23 protein-coding genes are annotated in these 23,148 nt (G+C 52.3%); 8 read left to right on the top strand and 15 right to left on the bottom strand.

The annotated features are described in order from the left end of the window. Positions 1 to 174: 174 nt before the first annotated feature. Together modF and modE are read right to left on the bottom strand one after the other, a co-directional pair. Positions 175 to 1,647, bottom strand: a complete 1,473-nt coding sequence (gene modF / locus HV302_RS16850; RefSeq protein ID WP_181626317.1) for a molybdate ABC transporter ATP-binding protein ModF — start codon at positions 1,645 to 1,647, stop codon at positions 175 to 177. Between the two features lie 67 nt (positions 1,648 to 1,714). Continuing rightward, positions 1,715 to 2,503, bottom strand: coding sequence for a molybdenum-dependent transcriptional regulator (gene modE / locus HV302_RS16845; protein WP_016152325.1), 789 nt, complete (start codon positions 2,501 to 2,503; stop codon positions 1,715 to 1,717). Positions 2,504 to 2,633: 130 nt separating this feature from the next. On the opposite strand from modE, the gene HV302_RS16840 reads away from it, so the two are divergent. The 4 genes from HV302_RS16840 (at position 2,634) to modC (ending at position 5,508) form a co-directional block, all read left to right on the top strand. Next, complete coding sequence (locus HV302_RS16840; RefSeq protein WP_003023026.1) at positions 2,634 to 2,783, top strand: AcrZ family multidrug efflux pump-associated protein; 150 nt, start codon at positions 2,634 to 2,636, stop codon at positions 2,781 to 2,783. Between the two features lie 201 nt (positions 2,784 to 2,984). Next, positions 2,985 to 3,758, top strand: a complete 774-nt coding sequence (gene modA, locus HV302_RS16835) for a molybdate ABC transporter substrate-binding protein (RefSeq protein WP_016152326.1) — start codon at positions 2,985 to 2,987, stop codon at positions 3,756 to 3,758. After that, the gene (gene modB / locus HV302_RS16830) at positions 3,758 to 4,447 is read left to right on the top strand and encodes a molybdate ABC transporter permease subunit (protein WP_016152327.1); all 690 of its coding nucleotides are present in this window, start codon (positions 3,758 to 3,760) and stop codon (positions 4,445 to 4,447) included. The genes modA and modB overlap by 1 nt, the downstream gene beginning before the upstream one ends. 2 nt (positions 4,448 to 4,449) lie before the next feature. Then, on the top strand, positions 4,450 to 5,508 hold the full coding sequence (gene modC, locus HV302_RS16825; protein WP_016152328.1) for a molybdenum ABC transporter ATP-binding protein ModC: 1,059 nt from the start codon (positions 4,450 to 4,452) through the stop codon (positions 5,506 to 5,508). Here the strand turns inward: modC and HV302_RS16820 are convergent, their stop codons facing one another. Then, on the bottom strand, positions 5,509 to 6,327 hold the full coding sequence (locus HV302_RS16820) for a pyridoxal phosphatase (protein WP_181626316.1): 819 nt from the start codon (positions 6,325 to 6,327) through the stop codon (positions 5,509 to 5,511). 165 nt (positions 6,328 to 6,492) lie between these two features. On the opposite strand from HV302_RS16820, the gene pgl reads away from it, so the two are divergent. After that, the gene (gene pgl, locus HV302_RS16815; RefSeq protein ID WP_181626315.1) at positions 6,493 to 7,488 is read left to right on the top strand and encodes a 6-phosphogluconolactonase; all 996 of its coding nucleotides are present in this window, start codon (positions 6,493 to 6,495) and stop codon (positions 7,486 to 7,488) included. An 83-nt stretch (positions 7,489 to 7,571) separates the two neighbouring features. Here pgl and HV302_RS16810 read toward each other — a convergent pair whose 3' ends face one another. From HV302_RS16810 to HV302_RS16760, 11 genes are read right to left on the bottom strand one after another with little or no spacing between them, the layout of a single operon-like run. Then, positions 7,572 to 8,681, bottom strand: coding sequence for a hypothetical protein (locus HV302_RS16810; protein ID WP_181626314.1), 1,110 nt, complete (start codon positions 8,679 to 8,681; stop codon positions 7,572 to 7,574). A gap of 14 nt (positions 8,682 to 8,695) precedes the next feature. Beyond that, positions 8,696 to 9,439, bottom strand: a complete 744-nt coding sequence (locus HV302_RS16805; RefSeq protein ID WP_181627477.1) for a M23 family metallopeptidase — start codon at positions 9,437 to 9,439, stop codon at positions 8,696 to 8,698. Between the two features lie 45 nt (positions 9,440 to 9,484). Beyond that, positions 9,485 to 10,282 (bottom strand): prepilin peptidase, encoded by a 798-nt coding sequence (locus HV302_RS16800; protein WP_181626313.1) that lies wholly within the window; start codon positions 10,280 to 10,282, stop codon positions 9,485 to 9,487. A 12-nt stretch (positions 10,283 to 10,294) separates the two neighbouring features. Next, positions 10,295 to 11,332, bottom strand: coding sequence for a type II secretion system F family protein (locus tag HV302_RS16795; protein WP_049040748.1), 1,038 nt, complete (start codon positions 11,330 to 11,332; stop codon positions 10,295 to 10,297). Then, positions 11,316 to 12,845, bottom strand: a complete 1,530-nt coding sequence (locus tag HV302_RS16790) for an ATPase, T2SS/T4P/T4SS family (RefSeq protein WP_109017317.1) — start codon at positions 12,843 to 12,845, stop codon at positions 11,316 to 11,318. The genes HV302_RS16795 and HV302_RS16790 overlap by 17 nt, the downstream gene beginning before the upstream one ends. Next, a complete protein-coding gene (locus HV302_RS16785) occupies positions 12,842 to 13,378 on the bottom strand; it encodes a hypothetical protein (protein ID WP_103283644.1) in 537 nt (178 codons plus the stop codon). The genes HV302_RS16790 and HV302_RS16785 overlap by 4 nt, the downstream gene beginning before the upstream one ends. After that, a complete protein-coding gene (locus HV302_RS16780) occupies positions 13,360 to 14,214 on the bottom strand; it encodes a hypothetical protein (RefSeq protein ID WP_049040753.1) in 855 nt (284 codons plus the stop codon). The genes HV302_RS16785 and HV302_RS16780 overlap by 19 nt, the downstream gene beginning before the upstream one ends. Positions 14,215 to 14,218: 4 nt before the next feature. Then, entirely contained in the window at positions 14,219 to 14,764 is a 546-nt protein-coding gene (locus tag HV302_RS16775; protein WP_181626312.1) for a hypothetical protein, read from the bottom strand. A 7-nt stretch (positions 14,765 to 14,771) separates the two neighbouring features. After that, positions 14,772 to 16,214 (bottom strand): type II and III secretion system protein, encoded by a 1,443-nt coding sequence (locus HV302_RS16770; RefSeq protein WP_131348113.1) that lies wholly within the window; start codon positions 16,212 to 16,214, stop codon positions 14,772 to 14,774. Between the two features lie 20 nt (positions 16,215 to 16,234). Beyond that, positions 16,235 to 16,690 carry a TcpQ domain-containing protein gene (locus HV302_RS16765; RefSeq protein WP_016156036.1) on the bottom strand — a complete coding sequence of 152 codons (456 nt, stop codon included), beginning with the start codon at positions 16,688 to 16,690 and terminating at the stop codon, positions 16,235 to 16,237. 16 nt (positions 16,691 to 16,706) lie between these two features. Then, a complete protein-coding gene (locus HV302_RS16760) occupies positions 16,707 to 18,446 on the bottom strand; it encodes a prepilin-type N-terminal cleavage/methylation domain-containing protein (protein WP_442780529.1) in 1,740 nt (579 codons plus the stop codon). A 144-nt stretch (positions 18,447 to 18,590) separates the two neighbouring features. Here HV302_RS16760 and HV302_RS16755 point away from each other — a divergent pair. Then, positions 18,591 to 19,288, top strand: a protein-coding gene (locus tag HV302_RS16755) for an IS1 family transposase (RefSeq protein WP_326928720.1) whose coding sequence is annotated in 2 segments (ribosomal slippage) — positions 18,591 to 18,840 and positions 18,840 to 19,288 — 699 coding nt in all. Because the reading frame shifts where the segments join, the coding sequence is not laid out codon by codon here. Positions 19,289 to 19,418: 130 nt separating this feature from the next. Here the strand turns inward: HV302_RS16755 and HV302_RS16750 are convergent. Further along, complete coding sequence (locus tag HV302_RS16750; RefSeq protein WP_047502440.1) at positions 19,419 to 20,702, bottom strand: putative acyl-CoA thioester hydrolase; 1,284 nt, start codon at positions 20,700 to 20,702, stop codon at positions 19,419 to 19,421. A 223-nt stretch (positions 20,703 to 20,925) separates the two neighbouring features. Between HV302_RS16750 and hutI the strand changes: the two genes are divergently transcribed. Beyond that, positions 20,926 to 22,149, top strand: a complete 1,224-nt coding sequence (hutI, locus tag HV302_RS16745) for an imidazolonepropionase (protein WP_049269855.1) — start codon at positions 20,926 to 20,928, stop codon at positions 22,147 to 22,149. Continuing rightward, positions 22,146 to 23,087 carry a formimidoylglutamase gene (gene hutG, locus HV302_RS16740; protein WP_047415223.1) on the top strand — a complete coding sequence of 314 codons (942 nt, stop codon included), beginning with the start codon at positions 22,146 to 22,148 and terminating at the stop codon, positions 23,085 to 23,087. The genes hutI and hutG overlap by 4 nt, the downstream gene beginning before the upstream one ends. The last annotated feature ends 61 nt before the right edge of the window (positions 23,088 to 23,148 follow it).

Here is a 23,148-nt window from a genome sequence, read left to right as displayed (position 1 = left end):
ACAAAGATGCGAAAAGTGTGACATGGAATAAATTAGTGGAATCGTTTACACTCCATAAGTTTCACGCATTTTTAATGGTTATTTTATTTTAAATCATTATGTTAGGTTGCTATTTCAGCGTTTGTCTGAAAAAAAGCAGAAAAAAAGGGCGTGATAAACGCCCTGCAATGAAAACTAACGCAGAGACGTTAGTCGATAGGCGTAGATGTCGTTCTCGGGCACAAACTCCAGTCGATGGGTTATGCAGGCTGGGGCATCTTCGGCGTGGTGAGAGACGAACAGCAGTTGAGTTTCACCTTCACCGATTAGCACATCCACAAAACGGCGAATCAGTTGGCGATTGAGCGGATCTAACCCTTGCAAAGGCTCGTCAAGGATCAACAACGTCGGGTGTTTAACCAGCGCGCGAACAATCAGTGCCAGCCGCTGCTGTCCCCAGGAAAGACTATGAAATGGCGCATCCGCGGTACGTTTATCGAAGCCAAGGATATCCAGCCACTGTTGCACCAGCTTGTGCTGCCTGTCGGAAACGGCCTGATAGATGCCGATTGAATCAAAATAACCAGAGAGAATAACGTTGCGAACTGTGGTACTCACCCGGTAATCCAGATGCAGACTGCTGCTGACGTAGCCGATGTGTTTTTTGATATCCCAGATAGTTTCACCGCTGCCACGGCGACGGCCAAACAGGGTCAGGTCGTTGCTGTAGCCCTGGGGGTGATCGCCGGTGATTAAACTGAGCAGAGTTGATTTTCCCGCTCCGTTGGGGCCGACGATTTGCCAGTGTTCCCCCGGATTTACCTGCCAGCTCAAATGGTGAAGGATAGGGCGATCGTTATACGAGACCGTGCCATCGTTAAGCACAATTCGCGGCTCGTTATCTGACAACGTACGGCGCACCGAAGGCTCGTCCGGTTCAGGTAACTGAATTCCTTCCAGCCGCTCGCTATGGGCAAGCTGAGCGATTAATGCTTGTTGCAGAAGGTCGGTTTTTGCGCCGGTTTCTGTCAGTGTGCAATCGGCAAGTACGCCAGCAAACTGCACGAATTCGGGAATCTCATCAAAGCGGTTAAGTACCAGCACCAGCGTAAAGCCGGCCTGATGCAACTCCGCGAGCAGTTCTGCTAACTGACGGCGTGACGCCACGTCCAGCCCGTCAAAGGGCTCATCAAGGATCAGTAAATCCGGCGCGGACATTAACGCCTGACAGAGCAGGGTTTTGCGTGTTTCACCGGTGGAAAGGTATTTGAAACGCCTGTTGAGAAGGGAAGAAATGCCAAACTGCTGCGCCAACGCAGCGCAGCGGGCGGGATCGTTGATCTCATCCTGGATGATTTCGGCGGTGGTGCGCCCGGTGTCGTCTTCACCGGGACTAAGAAGATCGGTGTTGTTTCGCTGCCACTCGTCGCTGACTAGCTTTTGTAGCTGCTCAAAGGAGAGTCGGGTAATACGCGTGAACTGACAGTGGCGCTCGCCTTTCAGAAGCGGCAGCTCACCCGCCAGTGCGCGGGCCAGCGCGGATTTCCCGCTCCCGTTAGCGCCAACAAACGCCCAGCTATCACCCGCGTTTAACGTCAACGCATCTAACTGGAGCGTTTTTGTGTCGCTAAGACGAAACGTGCCTTGCGAAATTTGCAACGATGACATTTTGTATCCCATTATTTGCAGCGATTAATAACAGGGATACGTGTTCTTCAGGCTGATGTCAATCTACTCAGCACAGCGTGGCGATAATCACTCTGTCTGCATTAAACCATGCGGTGACGTTAGCACCTTCTTGCAGCGTTGCGGCGTCTTGGGCCGGAACGGTGGCGCACAGCGTCTGGCCGTCTGGTAACGTCATCAGCACTTCACACTGTTCCGCACCGCGTTCAATATGGCTAATCGTGCCCTGCAACTGGTTATCGGCGGCCTGAGCGATGGCGTCGTCCTGAGTGATTCCTACCCACGGCGCTTTCAGCAGAATCAGTACTTCTTTGCCTTCCTCAAGACCCAGACGCTCGCCGCTTTGCGCAGTGATCGCCACTTTCAGGCGCGTTTCGCCATCGGCCAGCAGGACGTCGACATGCTGCTGGACCTGATCGTGGTCGCGGGCGGTGATTGTGCCAAACCATTGGTTACGGGCGCTGGTTTGCAGTGAAAATCGAGAGATAGCCGCCAGCAGGCTATTGAGCGGTAGCGCATCGTCATCGCTCAAAACATCAAAGGCTTTTTGTTGGATCTGCGCCAGCAAATCATACAACTGAATTAAGCGTTGGCCGTAGCGCGTTAATACCGCGCCGCCGCCGCCTTTGCCGCCGGTGGCGCGCTCAACCAGCGTCTGCTCGCTGAGTTGGTTCATTTCGTTAATCGCATCCCAGGCGCTTTTGTAGCTAATACCTGCATCCTTCGCGCCCTGACTGATGGAGCCGGAAAGCGCAATATGCTTAAGCAGAGAAATGCGACGGGGATCGGCAAACAGTTTTTGCTGAAGTTTCAGCGTAAGAAGGATTTCGGCCTGCATCACAAGCTCCTGGCAAAAGAGGGTATTGTGACGGAAAACCGGGCTTGAGCAAAGTCGACCGCACAAAAGGGGAGTGCTTTTCTGCGTTATGTGGTTAGAATACAGCTAAGGACTACATCTGGAGTTGACCATGTTAGAGTTATTGAAAAGTCTGGTATTCGCCGTAATCATGGTACCTGTGGTAATGGCCATCATTCTGGGTCTGATTTACGGACTGGGTGAAGTGTTCAACATTTTCTCCGGTATCGGTCAAAAAGACCAGTCCAGACAGAATCATTGATTCCCCAAACGCCCGCTCAGTCGGGCGTTTATATTTTTTACGCCTTCCAACCCGTTTTCTCTGTCTAGCGTTTCTCAAGATCCTGCTTTCCCTGCCGATATTTTCTTCGTGTAACCTCAAATTGGTATCAATAACCACTGGGAAAATCCTGGTTTACTCGTTATATTTGCGACTACATAACGAAACGCAAAGGAGTTACAGATGGCACGTACATGGTTACGCTTGTTTGCCGGGGCAACACTTTCTCTTACTGTTGCCGGGCATGCGCTGGCGGATGAAGGAAAGATTACTGTTTTCGCAGCGGCTTCACTGACTAACGCGATGCAGGATATTGCGACGCAATACAAAAAAGAGAAGAACGTTGACGTTGTCTCTTCTTTTGCGTCTTCTTCCACGCTGGCGCGCCAGATTGAAGCAGGCGCTCCGGCCGATCTGTTTATCTCTGCCGATCAGAAATGGATGGATTACGCGGTAGACAAAAAGTCGATTGATACCGCAACGCGTGAAACGCTGTTGGGTAACAGCCTGGTGGTTGTCGCACCGAAAGACAGTGCGCAGAAAGACTTCACCATCGACAGCAAAACCAACTGGACCCGTTTGTTAAATGGTGGGCGTCTGGCCGTTGGCGATCCGGAACATGTTCCGGCGGGCATTTATGCTAAAGAAGCGCTGCAAAAATTGGGGGCATGGGATACCCTGGCCCCGAAACTGGCACCTGCCGAAGATGTGCGCGGTGCGCTGGCGCTGGTAGAGCGTAACGAAGCGCCGCTGGGGATCGTCTATGGTTCCGATGCTGTCGCCAGCAAGGGCGTAAAAGTTGTTGCGACTTTCCCGGAAGATTCACACAAAAAAGTGGAATACCCTATCGCAATTGTTGATGGGCACAAAAACGCAACGGTCAGCGCGTTCTATGATTACCTGAAAGGACCGCAGGCTGCTGAAATCTTTAAACGTTATGGATTTACGACCAAGTAATGATACTGACCGATCCTGAATGGCAGGCCGTTATACTGAGCCTGAAAGTTTCTTCCCTGGCTGTGTTGTTTAGTCTGCCGTTTGGGATCTTCTTTGCCTGGCTGCTTGTGCGATGCAAGTTCCCGGGCAAAGCGCTGCTCGACAGCGTTCTGCATTTGCCGCTGGTACTGCCGCCGGTCGTGGTGGGCTATCTGCTGTTGGTCGCCATGGGACGCCGCGGATTCATTGGCGAATGGCTGTATGACTGGTTTGGCATTACCTTTGCCTTTAGCTGGCGCGGTGCGGTACTGGCTGCGGCGGTGATGTCTTTCCCGCTTATGGTACGGGCTATTCGTCTGGCGCTGGAAGGTGTCGATGTCAAGCTGGAGCAGGCGGCCCGCACGCTGGGCGCTGGACGCTGGCGCGTATTTGTCACGATTACTTTACCGCTGATGCTACCCGGCATTATTGTCGGTACGGTGCTGGCGTTCGCGCGTTCTCTCGGGGAATTTGGCGCAACGATTACCTTTGTCTCCAATATTCCTGGCGAAACCCGCACTATCCCGTCGGCGATGTATACCCTGATCCAGACCCCCGGCGGCGAAAGCGCGGCGGCAAGGTTATGTATCATTTCTATTGTGTTAGCGCTGATTTCACTGCTGATTTCTGAATGGCTGGCGCGTATTAGCCGTGAACGGACGGGGCGGTAATCATGCTGGAACTTAATTTCTCCCAAACGCTGGGGACGCATTGCCTGACGCTCAACGAAACGCTGCCAGCCAGTGGGATCACCGCTATTTTTGGCGTTTCCGGCGCGGGTAAAACCTCGCTGATTAACGCCATCAGCGGCCTGACGCAGCCGCAGTCCGGGCGCATCGTGCTTAACGGTCGGGTTTTGAACGACGTCGAGAACGGTATCTGTTTAACGCCCGAAAAACGCCGGGTGGGCTATGTTTTCCAGGATGCGCGCCTGTTTCCGCATTATAAAGTGCGCGGCAACCTGCGTTACGGTATGGCGAAAAGTATGGCCGGACAGTTTGATAAGCTGGTGGCCCTGTTGGGCATTGAATCGCTGCTTGACCGTCTGCCTGGCGGTCTTTCTGGCGGTGAAAAACAGCGCGTAGCCATCGGTCGGGCGCTGCTTACCGCGCCGGAACTGTTGTTGCTTGATGAGCCGTTAGCCTCGCTGGATATCCCGCGTAAGCGCGAACTGTTGCCTTACCTGCAACGCCTGGCGCGTGAAATTAATATTCCGATGCTGTACGTCAGCCACTCGCTCGATGAAATCTTGCACCTGGCAGACAAAGTGATGGTGCTGGAAAACGGGCAGGTCAAAGCGTTCGGTTCGCTGGAAGATGTCTGGGGCAGCAGCGTGATGCATCCGTGGCTACCAAAGGAACAGCAAAGCAGCATTCTGAAAGTCAGCGTGCTGGAACATCATCCACATTACGCAATGACTGCACTGGCGCTTGGCGATCAGCATCTATGGGTCAATAAGCTGGATCAACCGCTGCAAACTGCGCTGCGTATTCGTATTCAGGCATCTGATGTTTCGCTGGTGCTTCAACCGCCGCAGCAGACCAGTATTCGTAACGTGCTGCGGGCGAAAGTCGCGCAGTGCTATGACGATAATGGTCAGGTGGAGGTTCAGCTTGAAGTGGGCGGTAAAACGCTGTGGGCGAGGATCAGCCCGTGGGCCAGGGATGAACTGGGTATCAAACCTGGCCTGTGGCTGTACGCGCAAATTAAGAGCGTGTCGATTACCGCGTGATTACAGCAGGTGGGAGTAAATAAATTTCGCGATGCTGTCGGTGGTGTTGTCACCAATTACGATGTTGGCGCGGGCTTTGACCGCGTCGTCCGCATTACCCATCGCCACGCCGGTACCTGCAGCTTCCAGCATGCTGATATCGTTAAAGTTGTCACCAAAGGCAATGACGTTTTCCATTGACCCGCCCTGTGCTTCAATCCACTGGGTAAGGCGTCGTCCTTTGCTGTTGCCTTTACGGGCAATGTCGACCTGATCGTGCCAGGACCATTCACACTCCAGCCCCAACTGTTGTTCAACATGCTTACCAAACTGCTGCAGTTTCGGAATATCTTCGTCGGTGAGGGCAAATTTCCAGACGGCGTTAACGTCATGTGCGGCCTGCGCCAGCGAAGGGACCTGGGTGAAGGTCGGGCGCTGTTCCGGCGGCAGGGTTTGCGCCCAGTTAGCGGTACGCACCACATGCCCGGTTGGGCGCTCATACAGCATGGCCTCATCCACATACATCAGTCCGTGGATCTGATGTTCATCCAGCATTTCGATCAGCTCTAATGCCTGGTTTACCGAAAGGGGATCGGATTCCAGTACCGTTTTTGCCTGATAATCATACAAGTAGGTGCCGTTGCAGCAAATTGCAGGTGTATCGAGCGCCAGTGCCTGATAAAAAGGATGAATAGCAACGTGATGGCGACCTGTGACAATGATAAGTTGGTATCCTGCTTCTCTGGCGCGCGCGAGCGCTTCAACAGAGGATGGCAGTAAGGTTTTTTTCGGAGTCAACAGGGTACCGTCTAAATCCAGGGCAATCACGCGTGCGGTCATAGTTATTTCCAGATTAAGGTTGAGAATTTTGTCTGCTGGAATGGTACACCGAGACGGGAGCCGGACAAAATTCTGCGCCTTAATTAAGCATTCACCGTTAAATGCGTCTACCTTAGGCGTGTGTCAGGCAATTGCAGCCACCTGCCAAAAAGCAAAGGAGTATTCATGAAGCAAACCGTTTATACCGCCAGCCCTGAAAGTCAGCAAATCCACGTCTGGAGCCTGAATCATGATGGTTCTTTGACGCTGACGCAGGTGGTTGATGTGCCGGGTCAGGTACAGCCGATGGTCGTCAGCCCGGATAAGCGCTACCTCTATGTTGGCGTGCGCCCGGAGTTTCGCGTGTTGGCTTACCGCATTGCGCCTGATGACGGTGCGCTGACCTTCGCGGCGGAGTCTGCGCTGCCGGGTAGCCCGACGCATATTTCTACCGATCATCAGGGACGTTTCGTGTTTGTCGGCTCTTATAACGCCGGGAGCGTGAGCGTCACGCGTCTGGAAGATGGCCTGCCGGTGGAACAGGTTGACGTGGTTGAAGGTCTGGACGGCTGCCACTCGGCCAACATCTCACCGGATAACCGTATCCTGTGGGTTCCGGCGTTGAAACAGGATCGTATCTGTCTGTTTGAGGTAAGCGATGATGGACATCTGGTGGCGCAGGAACCGGCTGAAGTGACCACCGTTGAAGGCGCGGGCCCGCGTCATATGACGTTCCATCCGAATAAGCAATTTGCCTACTGTGTGAATGAGCTGAACAGCTCCGTTGACGTCTGGGCGCTGAAAGATCCGTACGGCAAGATTGAGTGTGTGCAGACGCTGGATATGATGCCGGCTGATTTCACTGATACCCGTTGGGCAGCGGATATTCACATTACACCGGATGGTCGTCATCTGTACGCCTGTGACCGCACCGGCAGCCTGATTACGATCTTTAGCGTGTCTGAAGATGGCAGCGTGCTGACCAAAGAGGGTTTCCAGCCAACTGAAACTCAGCCGCGCGGTTTTAATATCGATCACAGCGGTAAATACCTGATTGCCGCCGGACAGAAATCGCACCATATTGCGGTGTATGAGATTGCTGGCGAGCAGGGGCTGCTGGCAGAGAAGGGGCGTTATGCAGTGGGGCAGGGACCGATGTGGGTCGTGGTGAACGCCTACTAACGCCATCAGTCAGAGCAGGAAAAGCCTGTTCAAAGATAAAAAGGCGAGGTTCACATCCGTGTGAACCTCGCGGGTAAAATAAGTTATTTCAACGGATAAATACACTTAGCATCGACCCAGGGGAAACATTTTAAATCCGTCTTTTCTAATTGAAAATAAATCCCCGTGTCCTCAGGTGTGTCCCAGTCTGGGTATCGAGAATTATAGAAAAGCTTCACCTTGAGAACGTCAATATTTGTGAAATCGATTTCATCTGCATCACCATGAATAGACGTAGCACCGACATCCCAATATCCATCCGTATCGTTATTGGGGGGCGTCGAAGGGAAAGTAGCCGCAAACATTTCCATTCCCATTCCTGGCTTGGCATGCCTATCCGATCTTAATATCTTCATTTTCTTGCCCTGCCCTGTGGGGACATATTTTACAGCCGCAATAGGGAAGGTATAAAAGGCGTCATTTTTAAACACTCTCTTATTCGTATGCTGGAAACCAATGACTTCAATGACGAGATATTCCAGATCGTTACTTGATATAAGTATGTCTTTAGGGACTTGATGTCCATCCTGGCCACCGCAGAATCGACTGCCTGCTTTCTCACAGGGGGCTTCGCTTTGGGAAAAAAAGATCGCTGAGAGCCGGACATTAGGATCGTCCACCTCATCCTGCTTATTCGCCGGTGGATACTCGTAACCGCCATAGCGATGTCTAAAGAACCGTGTCGCTCTTTGAAGTTTATCGGGGACCTTGCCCTGAATATAAATACCATTGTCAATCTCGAGATAACTATAAAGCAAACCTTCAAGGTGTTCTGACGAAGCCTCCGAATTACCTCTAAGTTTGTCTCTACTGTTATCACATTGCCTTTCCTCTTTAAATGGACAACGCGGTAAATTTGGTGCAGTAACACTAAGATTATTACGACCTTTATCCTGATCGTACCCTTTCGTTTTCCAGTACACGTTCACGCCAAACGATTGTATAGCCTCAGTACTAAATTGCCGACTAAACGTCTCTGCCGTTACCCGAACGGTAAAATAATGTGGCCCCAGTGAGGCCGGCGTGCGTGTCAGAAAACCAAAATTTGCACTGAGGTCGTCTCCTGAATTGGGAGCATTATTCGAAGATATTGCACTTGTGCTAAAAAGCAGCATTGCCGAGATCAGCCCTGCCGATAAAACAGTCCTTTTCATTTGTCACTCCCTCTTTATGCGACGGAAATAATCTGATATTTACCACTGCGCAACAGCACGACCTGATAGTCGCCAAACACCATACTGCCTGGTGCCACGGTGCGCGTTTTGTTGTTAAACCGGACGGTAATCCGGGTTCCGCCCGGTCCCTGAGAAACCAGCACCACCCGAGGCTGAGCGTCGGATTTTTCTTCCGTGGACGCCCGTCCGGCGCGCGCCAGCATCGGGGTGTTGTTCAGCAAGGGCTGCGGGTCGAGCGCCACGCCCCGCCAGGCAATTTCCAGATGCAGATGCGGACCGGTGCTAAAACCGCTGCTGCCGGATGCGGCGATCTCTTCGCCCGCCGTCAGCTTTTCGCCCTTACGCACCCGCGCAGAGGCGAGATGAAAATAGCGGCTCAACCAGCCGTCCGCATGACGGAGAGTGATAAAGTACCCGGTGCCGCGACCGTAGCCGCTCTCCACCACTTCGCCGTCGGCAATTGCATGCACGCTGCTGCCGAATGGCACAGGAATATCCATCCCTTTATGCTGCATCATGCGCCCCAGCACAGGGTGCAGGCGTTGTCCAAATCCTGAGCTGATCTGGCGCTTCGCCACGGGCCAGATAAAGCGTACTGGGGCGTTATCATCATCCACCGCCGCAGCGCTGGACGGCATCCTCAGGTTCTCTTCTGACCACACTTGCGCCGCCTGTAATGACGGAACGAAAGCCTGCTGCCAGGCCTGCTCGCAGCTGGTCGTCGCCAGTGGCGCCATTGTCAGCCATATGCTCCATATCAGACACGACACGATCGACCCCCGTCAGAGCAGCAGTAAAAACGCGACCAGCGCGATAGCCGGACCGAACGGAATATAAAAGCGATGTTTGTCATCCTCTTGCGTATAAAAGAACCGCACGCAGGCGTAAAACAGCAGTCCGGTCAGCGCCGAAAAGCAGAGTAATTCCGGCAGGCGCTGCCAGCCAAGCCATGCCCCGCAGGCGGCGTAGAGCTTGACGTCGCCGTAGCCCAGACCGTCACGTTTGCAGAACGTCTCCCACAGCTTCATCACGCCCCACAGCAATAGCCAGGCGATGGCGACGCCATAAACCGCGTCCTTCACCCGCACCATGGAGTAGCCCGATGCGGCAAGCAGTAGCCCGCCCCAGAGCACGGTGAAGACCAGCGCGTCTGGCAGAATCAGATGTTTAAAATCGATAACCGCCGCGCTGTAGAGCACCATAAACAACAGCGCATATGCCAGCGCGAGCTGAGGAGACCATTGCGGCAGGTAAAACCAGGCCAGCGCCCCCCATACCAGCCCCATCGCCAGTTCAGAAACCGGATAAATAACCGGGATCGCAATGTTGCACTGGCGGCATTTGCCCTTCAGTAACAGCCAACTGAGAACCGGAATATTATCCCAGGGCTTAATATCCGATTTACAGGCAGGGCAGTGCGACGGCGGCCACCACAAATTAACAGCCGCCCCTTCTGAATCATCCTCATCTATTACGCCAAGCATCAGCGGCAGACGATAAATAATCACGTTGGCTAAGCTGCCAAACAGCAATCCAAGTGGGATAAAAACAGCCACCATCCATGGCATTAACAGTTCCATGATTTAATTTTCCTAAAAAGAACCGCTGGCGCCCATCGCCGCCAGCTTGTCGCTGAGCGAAAATAACGCGGCAAAAACCCAAATAACGCAACCGCCTAATATCAACGTGGAGAGCGCTTTTAATAACCCGGAAAGTTTATTGATATATTCCCGAATGTGTTCACGTGATTTATTCGATACCGCCAGCAGAACCTCATTAAACGAAGGTAGCGCGGCGTAAAGACTGATATTGAGCAGCGTTTCCGTGTTCAGTAAACCCGAGTTGAGCGCTTCTCCATAGCTGACGCCCGCCGCCATTTTCTTCTGCATCCCGGCCAGGTGCCAGCGCAGCCAGCGGCTGGAGTTCAGGCTAATAATGCTGAGCGCATCGTTGAGCGGAATGCCGTTTTTTAACATCAGCGCCAGGTTGTTGAGAAAAATAGAGGCAGTCAACTGCTTATACGTTGAGAACGGCATAATTCGGTCAAGAAACTGATTACGAATATTCCCGGTCATTTTGCCCATTGCTATTTTGATCACGGTAACCAGCGCAATAAAACCAATGAGGATATATATCCACAGCCCTTTACACAGCGCCATCCCAAAAATATAGAGCGCGCTGGTGACGCCAGGCCATTTTTCAACCGGTACAACGCCTTCAAAAGCCGGGAACACCTTATAGGCATAACCGCCTATCACCACCAGCGACAGGACCAGCATAATGAGCGGGAAGGTGATGGCGCCGACGATTTTCTTGCGCAGTTCATCATTATAATTAATCACGTTTACCAGGGTGATAAAGCCGTCGGCAAGGCTGCCACTGCGCTCCGCCGCGTTAATCACGCTCAGTTCAGATTCAGGGACCAGCCCCTCGAAAACCATCGCAATGGAGGTGGTTTTCGCCATTTTGCTTGTCAGATCTTCCAGACGTTTAGCAAATCCTTTGCCGAGCAGTTTTTCCCCTTCCGCGCGTAATTTTTGCAACGCGTCATATAACGGAAGTTCAGCGTTAATCATGTCTGCGCAAAACTGATAAAGATAAATACGCTGTTTCTTACCGAATTTTTTCAACTATTACCTCCAGCTCTTCCTGAACGACTTGCCCAAACTCCATTTGAAACCAGGTCGCGCACACGCGTCCCTGAAGTACCGCCGCCATCGTTTTTTCTTTAATTTCGAATCCTTCGCTCAGGCCGGTCTGTTTTAATCGCTTCGCGCGCCAGACGGTATAAACTTTAAGCCATTTCTGTTCAGCAATGGCCTCCAGCTCGTCATACACCGGCAGCAAATACTCCATCACCAGCTGGCGTCCGCCAATACCGGTGTGTTTGCAGTCCGGACAGCCTTCAGCGTTTTTTTCATAAAGCTGGAACTCACGTCCCTTAATGGCAGTGGTCCGTAACGACGTTTTACACTGCGGGCACAGTACAGGTATTAGCTTCTGGCACTGTAAGCCCGCAATAAAACCCGGCGTTGAAAGTTTATCGCTGGTAATACCTAGCGCGGATAAGCGTTGCAATAACGAAACGATGTTGCCTGCGTGCACGGTGGTAAAGCAGTAGTGACCACTTTCCACCGCCCCGGCCAGCGCGTTAGAAGAGATATTGTCGCGAATTTCCCCCACCATCAGTACGTCCGGGTCGCGACGCAGCGAGGATTTGATCGCCGAATGGAATCCTCCGGATTCGCCGCTTAATACCGAACTTTGCGTCGCGCCATAGATCTGATATTCGACCGGATCTTCTACGGTCAGAAAACAGCCGCGATTGTCATAGCGGTTGATCTGCATCCACTCCATCAGATTTTTCAGGGTAGTGGATTTCCCCGAACCGGTTGTTCCGGCAATAATATAAGCCCCGTAGGGGTTACTCAGGATCCTTTTGAGGTCGCTAATTTCCTCATCGGAAACGCCAAGCTTATCCAGGCTCGCGACGCTGGCTCTGTCCAGACCCGATGGAATAATACGCAATACCGCGTGATAGCAATCGCTGGTCTCGCCAAATATCGGATAGTGCGCATAGCGGAAGCGGTAGCTTTTCCCCGCCAGCGAATAGAGGATATTGGCGTTTTGCGCAATATTGCGGTTCCAGGTGGTGTCGCGGGTGCTTGCCTCAACGTTGTAGAGCACGAACACCAGCTCATCGCAGCGTGACGCCTTCATCTGTATAAACGGACAAAGCACGCCGTTAATGCGCAGCTCAATATTCGCCACCATATCATTACGGGTGATGTGCAAGTCGCTGGCCTTCAACGCCACGGCCTTTTTCAGCATCTCTTCCAGCGCAAGCTGTGTGTTACTGCTTTCCTGTTCAAGCAGCTTACTTCCCGCCGACAGCAGTTGTTCAACGATCAGGTAATAATTTTTCTCAGTAACCTGCGCTATTCCCTTAACCTGAATATTATGGGAAACCTGCAGGCGGTGGCACACCGCCTGCATTGGCGCCAGATTATCAATCAAAGGCGTGGATACCAGTAACCAGGCTTCATCCGCATGTTCAGCAACCAGAATATCGCCGTCATACTCCTGGAATTGCCACTCCTGAGAATGAATGTTCTCCTCGTTAAACTGGATATAATCGATCACTTACCCACAACCTCGACCGTCACGTCATTTGCCTGGTTATGACGCGCAATATAGTCATAACCGCCGTAGCTAAAACGCTGATTCAGCGGCACCATCTTCACGCCGCCGTCGGCGCCGGCAATCGCCACGCGTTTTTGACCCGCGATTTCGGAAATCAGCAGCGGCCGCAGCCCAGGCGCAGATTCTGACGTTGCTCCTGGGGAAGCGCTAATATAATCCATTGTGCTGGCGGTGCTCACCGGCATAACCGCCGCGCTACCCTCCTTTTTCTCACCGCGCAGCTTACGCAGCTCGCTGCGGACTTTTTCCAGCGCAAGCTGATTCACCAGCTCACGGTACTGGCTCTCGAAGTTGAAATCTTTTTCTATCATCTCAACAACGTGATCCTGCATCGGCGATACGTCGCTTAACGGTGGCGTGCCTTTCGCTTGTACAACCTCCTGCGCAGGGATGATTTCTGCCGTATCTGCGGCGTAAAGAGCAGGTGAAAGCGTCAACACTATTCCCGCAATAATTAATTTCCCTTTTTGCATGCCAGTCCTCCGGTAACAAGCGTTGATTTTTCATTGAATACGATTGATTTGATAATAAACGCGTCGGCAAAGGGTTGTTTATTCAACACCAACGACACGCCTGAGAAATCCATTTTGGTCGGTGAGGTGATCGTCCAACCGGCGAACAGCATGCCGAATGACGTTACCGCACTTTTCAGCTCGCTTTCATTTTTCTCGACGGCAGAGGAGGGCATCCCCGTTAATACCAGTTCGGTATTTCGTCCGCCTAATGAGTTCCAGGTGCTGATATAACTTAATACATCGGTACAGACCGGCAGATTGACCGTATTTTTACTCTGCCACGCGCTGAGCCATGGGTGTTTATTCATCCCGGACTCAACGCCCGTATAGTCCAGCGTGTTTTTTGAAAAACTGGGCGACCAGGTTTTGCCCCAGAGATTAATATCGGCCACGCTAAATATCCGCCCTGGATTCAGCGCATAGCTGAGTGAGCAACCCGTACTGGTACATTCAATACTTTTTGGCGCAAAGCCCACCTGCGACAGTTTTTTATTCGCCAGCAAGAGCTGCTCCAGCAGCAGGCTGGCATCAGAAATGCTGCCGCCCGTGAGTGACTTGCGATAAAAATCTTCGATAGCTTTGATTTTTTGCTGGCGGGCAGCCTGTTCAGCCTTGACTCTGGCCAATCGTTCCTGCTCCGGTTTCCAGATAAAATAGTAATAGCCCGATCCGCCGCCGCCAGCTAATAAAATCAGTAGCGTAACGACCCAGACGATAATATTACCTCCTCGCCCGGTAGAACCGCCCCCTATATTACGACGCTTCCAGAAATAGAGATTTTCAGAGACCGCCACGTTCTCATCCTTTTATAAATAATTTCAGTAGTGTCATAAACACCAGTAAAAATACGATGCCGCCTGCTATCAGAGCGCCGATCATCATCTGTCGCCGCTTTTTCTGCCGCCGCTGATGTCCAGTACAGCCTTCAATCACCGCCTCAATGTGCTGTTCCGTTAAATGAATTAACGGTAGCTCCGCATACTGTGGCGATTCTTTCAGCTGCTCTTTCAGCTTCATCCAGAAGCGTCTGGAGACCAGACGATCGCTGCCCGAAACGGGAACACCGTGCGAGATAATCAGGAAATAGCAGCTTTCCGCCTGCTCATAATAATAAATACCGTCACCGTACAGGGCTTTCATCCACAGGGCGAAAGGCTCATATAAGGTGGAGTGTTTAGTACAGAAACCTGTAACCATTTCCCCTTCATCAGACTGGCCCGTTAACTGGCGATGGGTTCGCCGCAAATGTGCCAGCCAGTCAAGATAATAAGGTTCGTGAGAGGCAGGCTCGTAGCTCCAGACCAGATCAATTAATACCCGATTTTCTGATAAGTGCTTAAGCATGATGCCCTCATCGGGTCTGCGTTGGGGCACGGTAATTATCAATACCGACTACCATAACCACGGTTTCGACATGATCGCTGTTGGTAACCGAGCCTGCCAGCACCGACCATCCCTGACCGTCAGCATCCTCTTTCGCTTCGTATTTGCTGACCAGCAGCAGGCTACCCGGCGTAATTGTGGAAATGTTAAACATTTCCGTCGTGCTTACCGACGGCAACTGAACTTCATCAAAGGTATCGATTGAGTTGAGGTAGCGCTTGGTAAAGCCGCTGGCCACTTCAATTCGCCCGTCGGTTAAGATACGCGGGGTAAGAATAAAGCTGGTGCCGGTGACCAGTTCCGTGGTTTCCACCTCCGTGCTGACGTCTCCTGAATTGGAATCTTCTTCCCTGGTGCGACTGGAGACATAATATTGCGACGTGGTCATGTTGAGTGGAATAGGGATGTTATTACGGGTAATAAACGAACCGCTCTGGATCACCTTACTGCCGGTGAGTTCGTACAGGGCATCCAGTTGAGAGCTGATATTCATATGCTGATTGGTCCAGCCTGCGGTTAAGCCGCCGGAGAGCTTCATCAGCATTTCTGAGCTGTCGATACCAAAAGAGGAGGTCCCGTCGTTGAAGGTCATATTGACCCCACCGCCCAGCTCTTTCGTTTTGCGCTTATCAAGGGTAAATATTTTGTAAGTCACGACAAACTGACGGGTATTATCCGCCTGGAATTTCTTCAGCGACTCATTCAGCGCGTGATACTCCGAAGGGCGCGCGGTGATCGTCAGAATCGAGGCGTCTTTAAAAATACTGTAAACGCCGCTGGAGACGAATTTTTCCGCCATATCCTCAACGTCGTCCCAGAAGCTGGATTCAAATTTGGTTTCGGCTTTGCCTTTCAGACCGCCGCCGGTAGTGGCTTCATTACCGGACAGGTCGAGACTGGTCTCAAACTTGTTGTCTTCGCCGTAAAAATCCAGCTTCAGCACATAGTTCTGGAAATAAGAGACGACCAGCACGCCGTTGTTATCCAGCACTGGGTTCACGTCATATAGTGCGGAAATATAGCGGGTAAATTCCTCAAACGTTCCGTTGAACTTAACGCTACGGAACTCAGGTTCCCCCGCATCCGATTTTCCACCGGGAATGGAAGTATTAATACGGTAGCTAATACCGGTTTGCGCGGTCACCGCCTCAAGAATTGTCGCCAGATCGGTAGGCTCGTAAGACTGAATACTCACCTGCTTACGCAGCAGCGCCTGTTTACGGGAGTTATATTCAACCTTTTTGCCCAGATAAGGCTCGTTATATTTCATATAACCGGTCGTTTTCATTTCATCCGGAGTGGTCGGGTTGCCGGTTTCCTGCTGGACAATACTTTTATCGTACTTGGTATCAATAGACGTACAACCCTGAAGAGCCAGCGTCAACGCCAGAAGCGAAACTTTAATTTTCATAGCATTATTCCCTTGCTTAATTACTGCTCATCAATGATCAGTACGTTATTCGCCTGGTAGTCTTTTATCACCAGCCCGTAGTTTTCTGACGTAAATACTTGTCCAAGCTTAACCAGCACATCCTGTATTGATTTACCCTGCAAATGAATTGCCTTGTAAATAACAAAATCAGTTGAGCTGTTCCAGAGCAGCTTATAGCCATTTTGCTGCGCCCATTTTGAAAGCTGCTGGCTTAATAACTCCTCCTCCAGTAAATCAATTTTTATTTCCACTACTGGCGCACTGACAGGTGCGACGCTTTTCACCGTATCATCCCCGGAAAAGGGATTTCGCGGCGTGGTTGTACTTTCTTTCACTGGCGTGGTGGTTAACATCCCTGCGTCAATTTTTTGCCCGGCTGGTGCGCTGGCGGCAAAACTTCCCTGGCTGCCTAATAATGCGGACACGGCAGCCCCAATTATCCATGTTTTTTTCATCTTACTCTTCCAATGATTAATAGGTGATTCTTTCATGGTCCGGAATATCAAGTTTATTACCGTTTTCTTTATAAAACTTAAGATCGTTATCTTCCGCAACAAGAGAATGGAGCATATACTTATTCGGCACCGCCTCATCCCAGGCGTAACCTTCGGATGAAATCATTCCCCCTTGCGGGATCGTGCTGCACCACTGGTTAATCACCACTGAGAGAGACTGCGGATTCATTTTATTGATACCATCACCATCGGGATTAATCATTGCCGAGGTGGCGCTGATTAACCAGAAGGGGGCGGGGTCGTCCCTGGTACCTGCACCTTTGAACCAGTCTTCCGCGATCCAGTCCTCAAAGGTTCCGTTTTTGTCCCTTTTCACCGGATCGTTGGCAGGGGCTGCAGTATCTTTGTTAACCACTATATTGGCCTGGATCGCAACACCCGCTACCGCTCCCACTTTGTTGCGGGTTTTAACGGTATTCAAACGCGTTGCCCCCTGCTGGGTGTAGTCAGTATAACCAGTGTCTGTTTCACCAGTGTCTGTTTTACCATTCTGATCTGCCGCGACCGATGATATGGCGACCGACAGGCGGGGATAGAGGCTTCGCAGCGTGGTGTTACCGTCTTTATCGATACCGGTTACTTTAGGACACGTTTGCAACGGTAAACGAATCACGCCTGGCTCACTTAAGAGACCAGCGTAATTTGCACTATCATTTGCGGCTGTATAAATAGCATCAGCCCCTGTCGGACCTTCACCCCGCGGATAATCGTTTTTAAATGACTGATAAAAAGTGGTGGTGGGCGTCACCAGCTCATACTGACCACTGAAGGCATCAGAAAATACGCGTGTGCCATCATCATTACCCTGTTGCCCATCCTTAAGCGCGTTTGCCTCTACTTGATCGTAAGCCACATGCCATTTCTCCGGATGCCTGCGCGAAGTATTTTCCATCACGATATTGGCGTACAGCGTGCCGGTGGTGCCTTTGAGTGAACTCGGCGAAGCAGGTTCCGCCTCGCTACCGTCTGTTTTATCCGCACTGGTACGCAGGTGCAGAATGCGATCGTCCGGGTTATCCGTGCCAGGATTGACTCCGTTGCTATTCATTGCCGCCAGGCACAGCGTGCTCTTGTTTTGCTCTCTGCTCCAGCACATCGCCGGTTCGTTTTTATCTTTGCCTTCCGCATCGCTGCTGGTAATCAGCAGGCGGTCTTCATCAATCGCCGTAATACACGGTCCGGCTTCATCTTTGGCATCGTTCCAGCATAGTTTGGCCGTTGGAACGGAACCATCGGCAGAGATATCTTCACTGCTTTTGTCGAAGCTTAAGCGAATGCCGTAATGTTTATTTGCATCGAGCCTGTCCAGATTGTTGGGAATGTCACCCATCTGCAGCGGCTGGCCTGCGGCCGTTGTTACCAGTTTAAAATTACCGCTACCCTCGATTTCAAACACCACCGCCTGCAGATAGCTGAGATCGACGCCTTTCAGCGCTTTTTCCAACGGTTTAATAAACCCGGCAAAATGGAGACCTTCGTTCTCAACCTCGTTCTGGTAGGCGAGATAGAAGTCGACACGTTCAATACCAGGCCCGATGGTGCCGGCTTGCCGAATGTTGTTGACGAAATCCACGCGTTCCAGCACTAGCTCCAGCGATTCTGCTCCAGGGCGCAGTTCACACGGCAGCATGGACTCCGCAAGGGCGAAGGGCAGTTTCCCTTTCGGGTTATTGCCATTTTTACATTCACTGCCCAGAAACAGATAGCGAGAACCCCGGGTGGGCGATACCTGGGTTTGCGTTGATACACCAACAGACCAGCCGGAATAAAACTTGTCTGTATCCGGGTGATGCTGCCAACTTACTGATTTAGTGTATGATGGTGTTTTTGAGGTGCTCCAGTGGCTTCTGTTTCTATCAGCTGTCCCTCCTGTTCAGCTACTGACGGGGTGGTGCGTAACGGCAAAAGCACTGCCGGACATCAGCGCTATCTCTGCTCTCACTGCCGTAAAACATGGCAACTGCAGTTCACTTACACCGCCTCTCAGCCCGGTACGCACCAGAAAATCATTGATATGGCCATGAATGGCGTTGGATGCCGGGCAACCGCCCGCATTATGGGCGTTGGCCTCAACACGATTTTACGTCACTTAAAAAACTCAGGCTGCAGTCGGTAACCTCGCGCATACAGCCGGGCAGTGACGTCATCGTCTGCGCGGAAATGGACGAACAGTGGGGCTACGTCGGTGCTAAATCACGTCAGCGCTGGCTGTTTTACGCGTATGACAGGATACGGAGGACGGTTGTGGCGCACGTCTTCGGTGAACGCACTCTGGCCACACTGGAGCGTCTTCTGAGCCTGCTGTCGGCCTTTGAGGTCGTGGTATGGATGACGGATGGCTGGCCGCTGTATGAATCCCGCCTGAAGGGAAAGCTGCACGTAATCAGCAAGCGTTACACTCAGCGCATTGAGCGACATAACCTGAATCTGAGACAACATCTGGCAAGGCTGGGACGGAAGTCACTGTCGTTCTCAAAATCGGTGGAGCTGCATGACAAGGTCATCGGGCATTATCTGAACATAAAACACTATCAGTAAGTTGGAGTCATTACCCACGCGATCAATTTAAACCTGCGTTGGTGAAAATATTACCTGTGTGAAGAAAAGACGTTGAAAGCGGTGAAGGGGGCTGGCGGGAGTGTTCCCGCCAGCGGTTTGATGGCTGTGATTACTGCTTCGGTTCGGCAACCACTTTGCTACCGATACCGCGGTTGTTGTATTCCCACATGCGGTTGAAGTTGGTGTCGTTCAGGTTGCGCTGGATTTCACCTTTGTCATCTTCTGCACCGGTATTACCGGCAAAAGGACGCTTCGAGATAACGCTGTCAGCCCATGGTTTTGCCATGTTAAAGCCTTCGTTGATCACGCTGTCGCGGATAACGACCTGACCGTTAGTGTTTGAATCGACATCCAGCGAGCGGCCCAACTGTGCCACGCCATCACCACTCGCCGTGAAGCGGCTATTTGTGGCGAGGAAGCCGTAGTAGATGTTTGACAGCGTCGCGGGTGCAAACACATAGGCTTCCTGCTGAGTACGGGAGTTCACAACGCGGAAATCGGTGTTATCGAACACCACGGCGCCGCGACCGGAAACAATATCCACATCGCCTTCAATGTAGCTGTTGGTTACCAAAGTACGCGGTTGACGATCGTTTTCCAGACGGTTTTGTACGCCGCTGTTGGTCACGAAAAACGTATTCTGGCGACCGAGGATGTTGACCTTATTGATCTGCACTTTATCGCCATCGGTACGTAGCGCAACGGCCGGGTGATTACCCGCATCAACGCTGTCACCCAGATTGTTTTCGATGGTCAGGTTCTGCAATTGCAGACCATTATTTTGCGACCAGACGACGGCAGAACACATCACGCCAATATTCGTGCCGCGCTTGTTCTGGCAATTATCAAACATATACCACGCCGGTTTACCCGGCATGTATTTACCGCCCGGGTTCACCGTACGACGCCAGTCTGCGGTGCTCATGTCACCATCAATAGCCTGGCCAATTTTCACATCCAGCGGTTTTTCGCCCATACCGTACAGCGTCAGACTCCCCGTTGCTGCCGGGATATATACCGTGCCCTGATACTCGCCCGGCATAATCGCGATGTACTGACGTTTGTTAGTACGTTTGATGATTGCCGCATCAACCGCAGCCTGAATGCTGGTATGGGTGACGCCCTGAGTCCCAGCCGGGCCAACCACGAAGTCAGGCTGTGCAGGCAGAGAAATAGCAGAAGGGCTCCACGGCGCGGTGTTTGGCGTCAGCGCGGAAAAATAGTGCGCAGCAACGAAGTTTTTCGCTTCATTGGCCGACAAGATCGGGCGCGAAGAGGTACCTGGCGCGGTCTGATCGGAAGGAATTTGATCGGGCGGCGTAGAGCTACAGGCGGTCAGCGTCACGCCAAAAGCCATTGCCAGCGCCAGACGGGAAACTGATGATATGTTCACAGGTTGCTCCGGGCTTTGAAAGTTATCCATTGAAGCCTGCTTTTTTATACTAAGTTGAGCGAAACGGGAAGGTTAAAAGGTAAAAAGTTGTTTTTATCGCCGTAATGCCCGGCGCGGAGAGTCCTTATATCACAAATACATAACAATTACGGTCCTTCAGGTTGACAACATCCATATAATCAAAAATAAATGTCTATACAACCTATGACAAGTGGTGAGTCGAATGCAGCAATTCTTCCCTGATGATGTTATCTGGCGCAATGTTCGTCTGGCGACCATGGATCCCGAACGTAACACCCCGTATGGGCTGGTGGAGGGTCATGCGCTGATCGTCCGTCAGGGGAAGATTCGCGATATCGTCCCGGAGTCATCGCTCTATCTCACACATGACAATACCTTTGATATGCAGGGCAGGCTAATTACACCTGGCCTGATTGACTGTCATACGCATCTGGTCTTTGGTGGAAACCGCGCAGGTGAATGGGAGCAGCGGCTAAACGGTGTCTCCTACCAGCAGATAAGCGCCCAGGGCGGGGGTATCAATGCCACGGTATCAGCGACCCGCAGCGCCAGTGATGAACAACTCTTACATCTAGCGCATCAGCGTATGGAACAGCTGATCAAAGAAGGCGTTACGTTGCTGGAAATAAAATCCGGTTACGGCCTGGATTTGCAGACAGAAGAGAAAATATTGCGCGTGGCAGCGGCGCTGGCGGCGGAGAATATCATTGAAATAAGCCCCACGCTGTTGGCTGCCCATGCGACTCCAGCAGAATATCGGGATGATCCTGACGGCTATATTACGCTGGTGTGCGAGACCATTTTGCCGCAGCTGTGGGAACAAGGGCTGTTTGAGACCGTCGATCTGTTTTGTGAAAGCGTGGGTTTTTCGTTGGCGCAGAGCGAGCGGGTGTTTCAGGCCGCGCAGGCGTTGGGCATCCCGATTAAAGGCCATGTTGAACAACTGTCATTGCTGGGTGGCGCACAGCTGGTAAGCCGCTACCACGGGTTATCCGCCGATCATATTGAATATCTCGATGAAGCGGGCGTAGCGGCGATGAGCCAAAGCGGTACGGTCGGCGTGCTGCTGCCCGGCGCATTCTATTTCCTTAAAGAGCAACAGCGTCCGCCGGTGGCGTTGCTGCGTCAGTATCAGGTACCGATGGCGGTGGCGACAGATTTTAACCCCGGTACCAGCCCGTTTATCAGCCTGCACTGGGCGATGAATATGGCCTGCGTTCAGTTTGGCTTAACGCCGGAAGAAGCATGGGCGGGTGTCACCCGTCATGCGGCCCGGGCGCTGGGACGTCATGCCACTCATGGTCAATTGAAGGCCGGGTTTGTGGCCGATTTTGTGGTGTGGGATGCAACTCTCCCGGTCGAGATCCTGTATGAACCGGGGCGTAACCCGCTCTACCAACGCGTATTCAAAGGACAAATAGTATGACTCACTGGCAACCTGTTTCACCTGCGCTGTGGCAGGGACGTGATGACCGCGCCGAATCGCCGAATGCGCTGCGCCTGTTTCAGACTATTACGCTGAGCCCGACATTTAGCCCAGAAATGTATCGCGAGAAGATAGCGCTGCTTGGGTTTGCCTGCGACGAAGGCGTGAAACGTAATCAGGGCCGGACGGGAGCCGCCGGAGCGCCCGATGTGCTGCGCAAGGCGCTGGCGAATTTAGCCAGCCACGATGGGCATCATCGGCTGGTAGATCTGGGAAATATTGTGGCCCAGGCCCCCGACCTTGAGGGCGCGCAGCAGGCGCTACGCAATGCGGTGCAGCGCTGTCAGCAGGAGAATATACGTACCTTTGTTCTGGGGGGAGGACACGAAACCGCATTTGCGCACGGCGCAGGCGTGTTGGATGCGTTCCCGCAGGCGAAAGTGGGGATCGTCAACTTCGATGCGCACCTCGATTTGCGCCATGCCGATCAGGCTACTTCCGGTACACCGTTTCGCCAACTGGCGCAGCTTTGCGATGAACAGCAGCGTGAATTTCACTATGCCTGTATCGGCGTCAGTCGGGCGGCAAACACCCAGGCGCTATGGGATGAGGCGCAACGGCTCGGTGTGACCGTGGTGGAAGATCTGTACTGTGCAACGGCGCAGGCGCAGTTAGCGCAGTTTGTCGCCAACCTGGATGTTATCTATCTGACTATCGATCTCGACGTGCTGCCGGTGTGGGAAATGCCCGGCGTGTCGGCGCCCGCTGCGCTGGGCGTACCGTTGGCGACGCTGCTGAATCTGATTGAACCCCTGTGTCGTAGCGGTAAACTGCAGGCGGTGGATATGGTTGAATTTAATCCACGCTTTGACGATGATGGCAGAGCGGCGCGCGTTGCGGCGCGATTAGGTTGGCAAATCGCGCACTGGTGGCACTGATATACCTGATGGCGTTGCGCTTATCAGGTTCGGGTAATGTCTGTAAACTGTACCCACTCAC

Source organism: Citrobacter sp. RHBSTW-00859, assembly GCF_013729795.1.
In the GTDB taxonomy this organism is placed as follows: domain Bacteria; phylum Pseudomonadota; class Gammaproteobacteria; order Enterobacterales; family Enterobacteriaceae; genus Citrobacter; species Citrobacter braakii.
The sequence above is the reverse complement of the archived record's forward strand: the minus strand, read 5'-3'. Positions and strand labels throughout refer to the sequence as shown.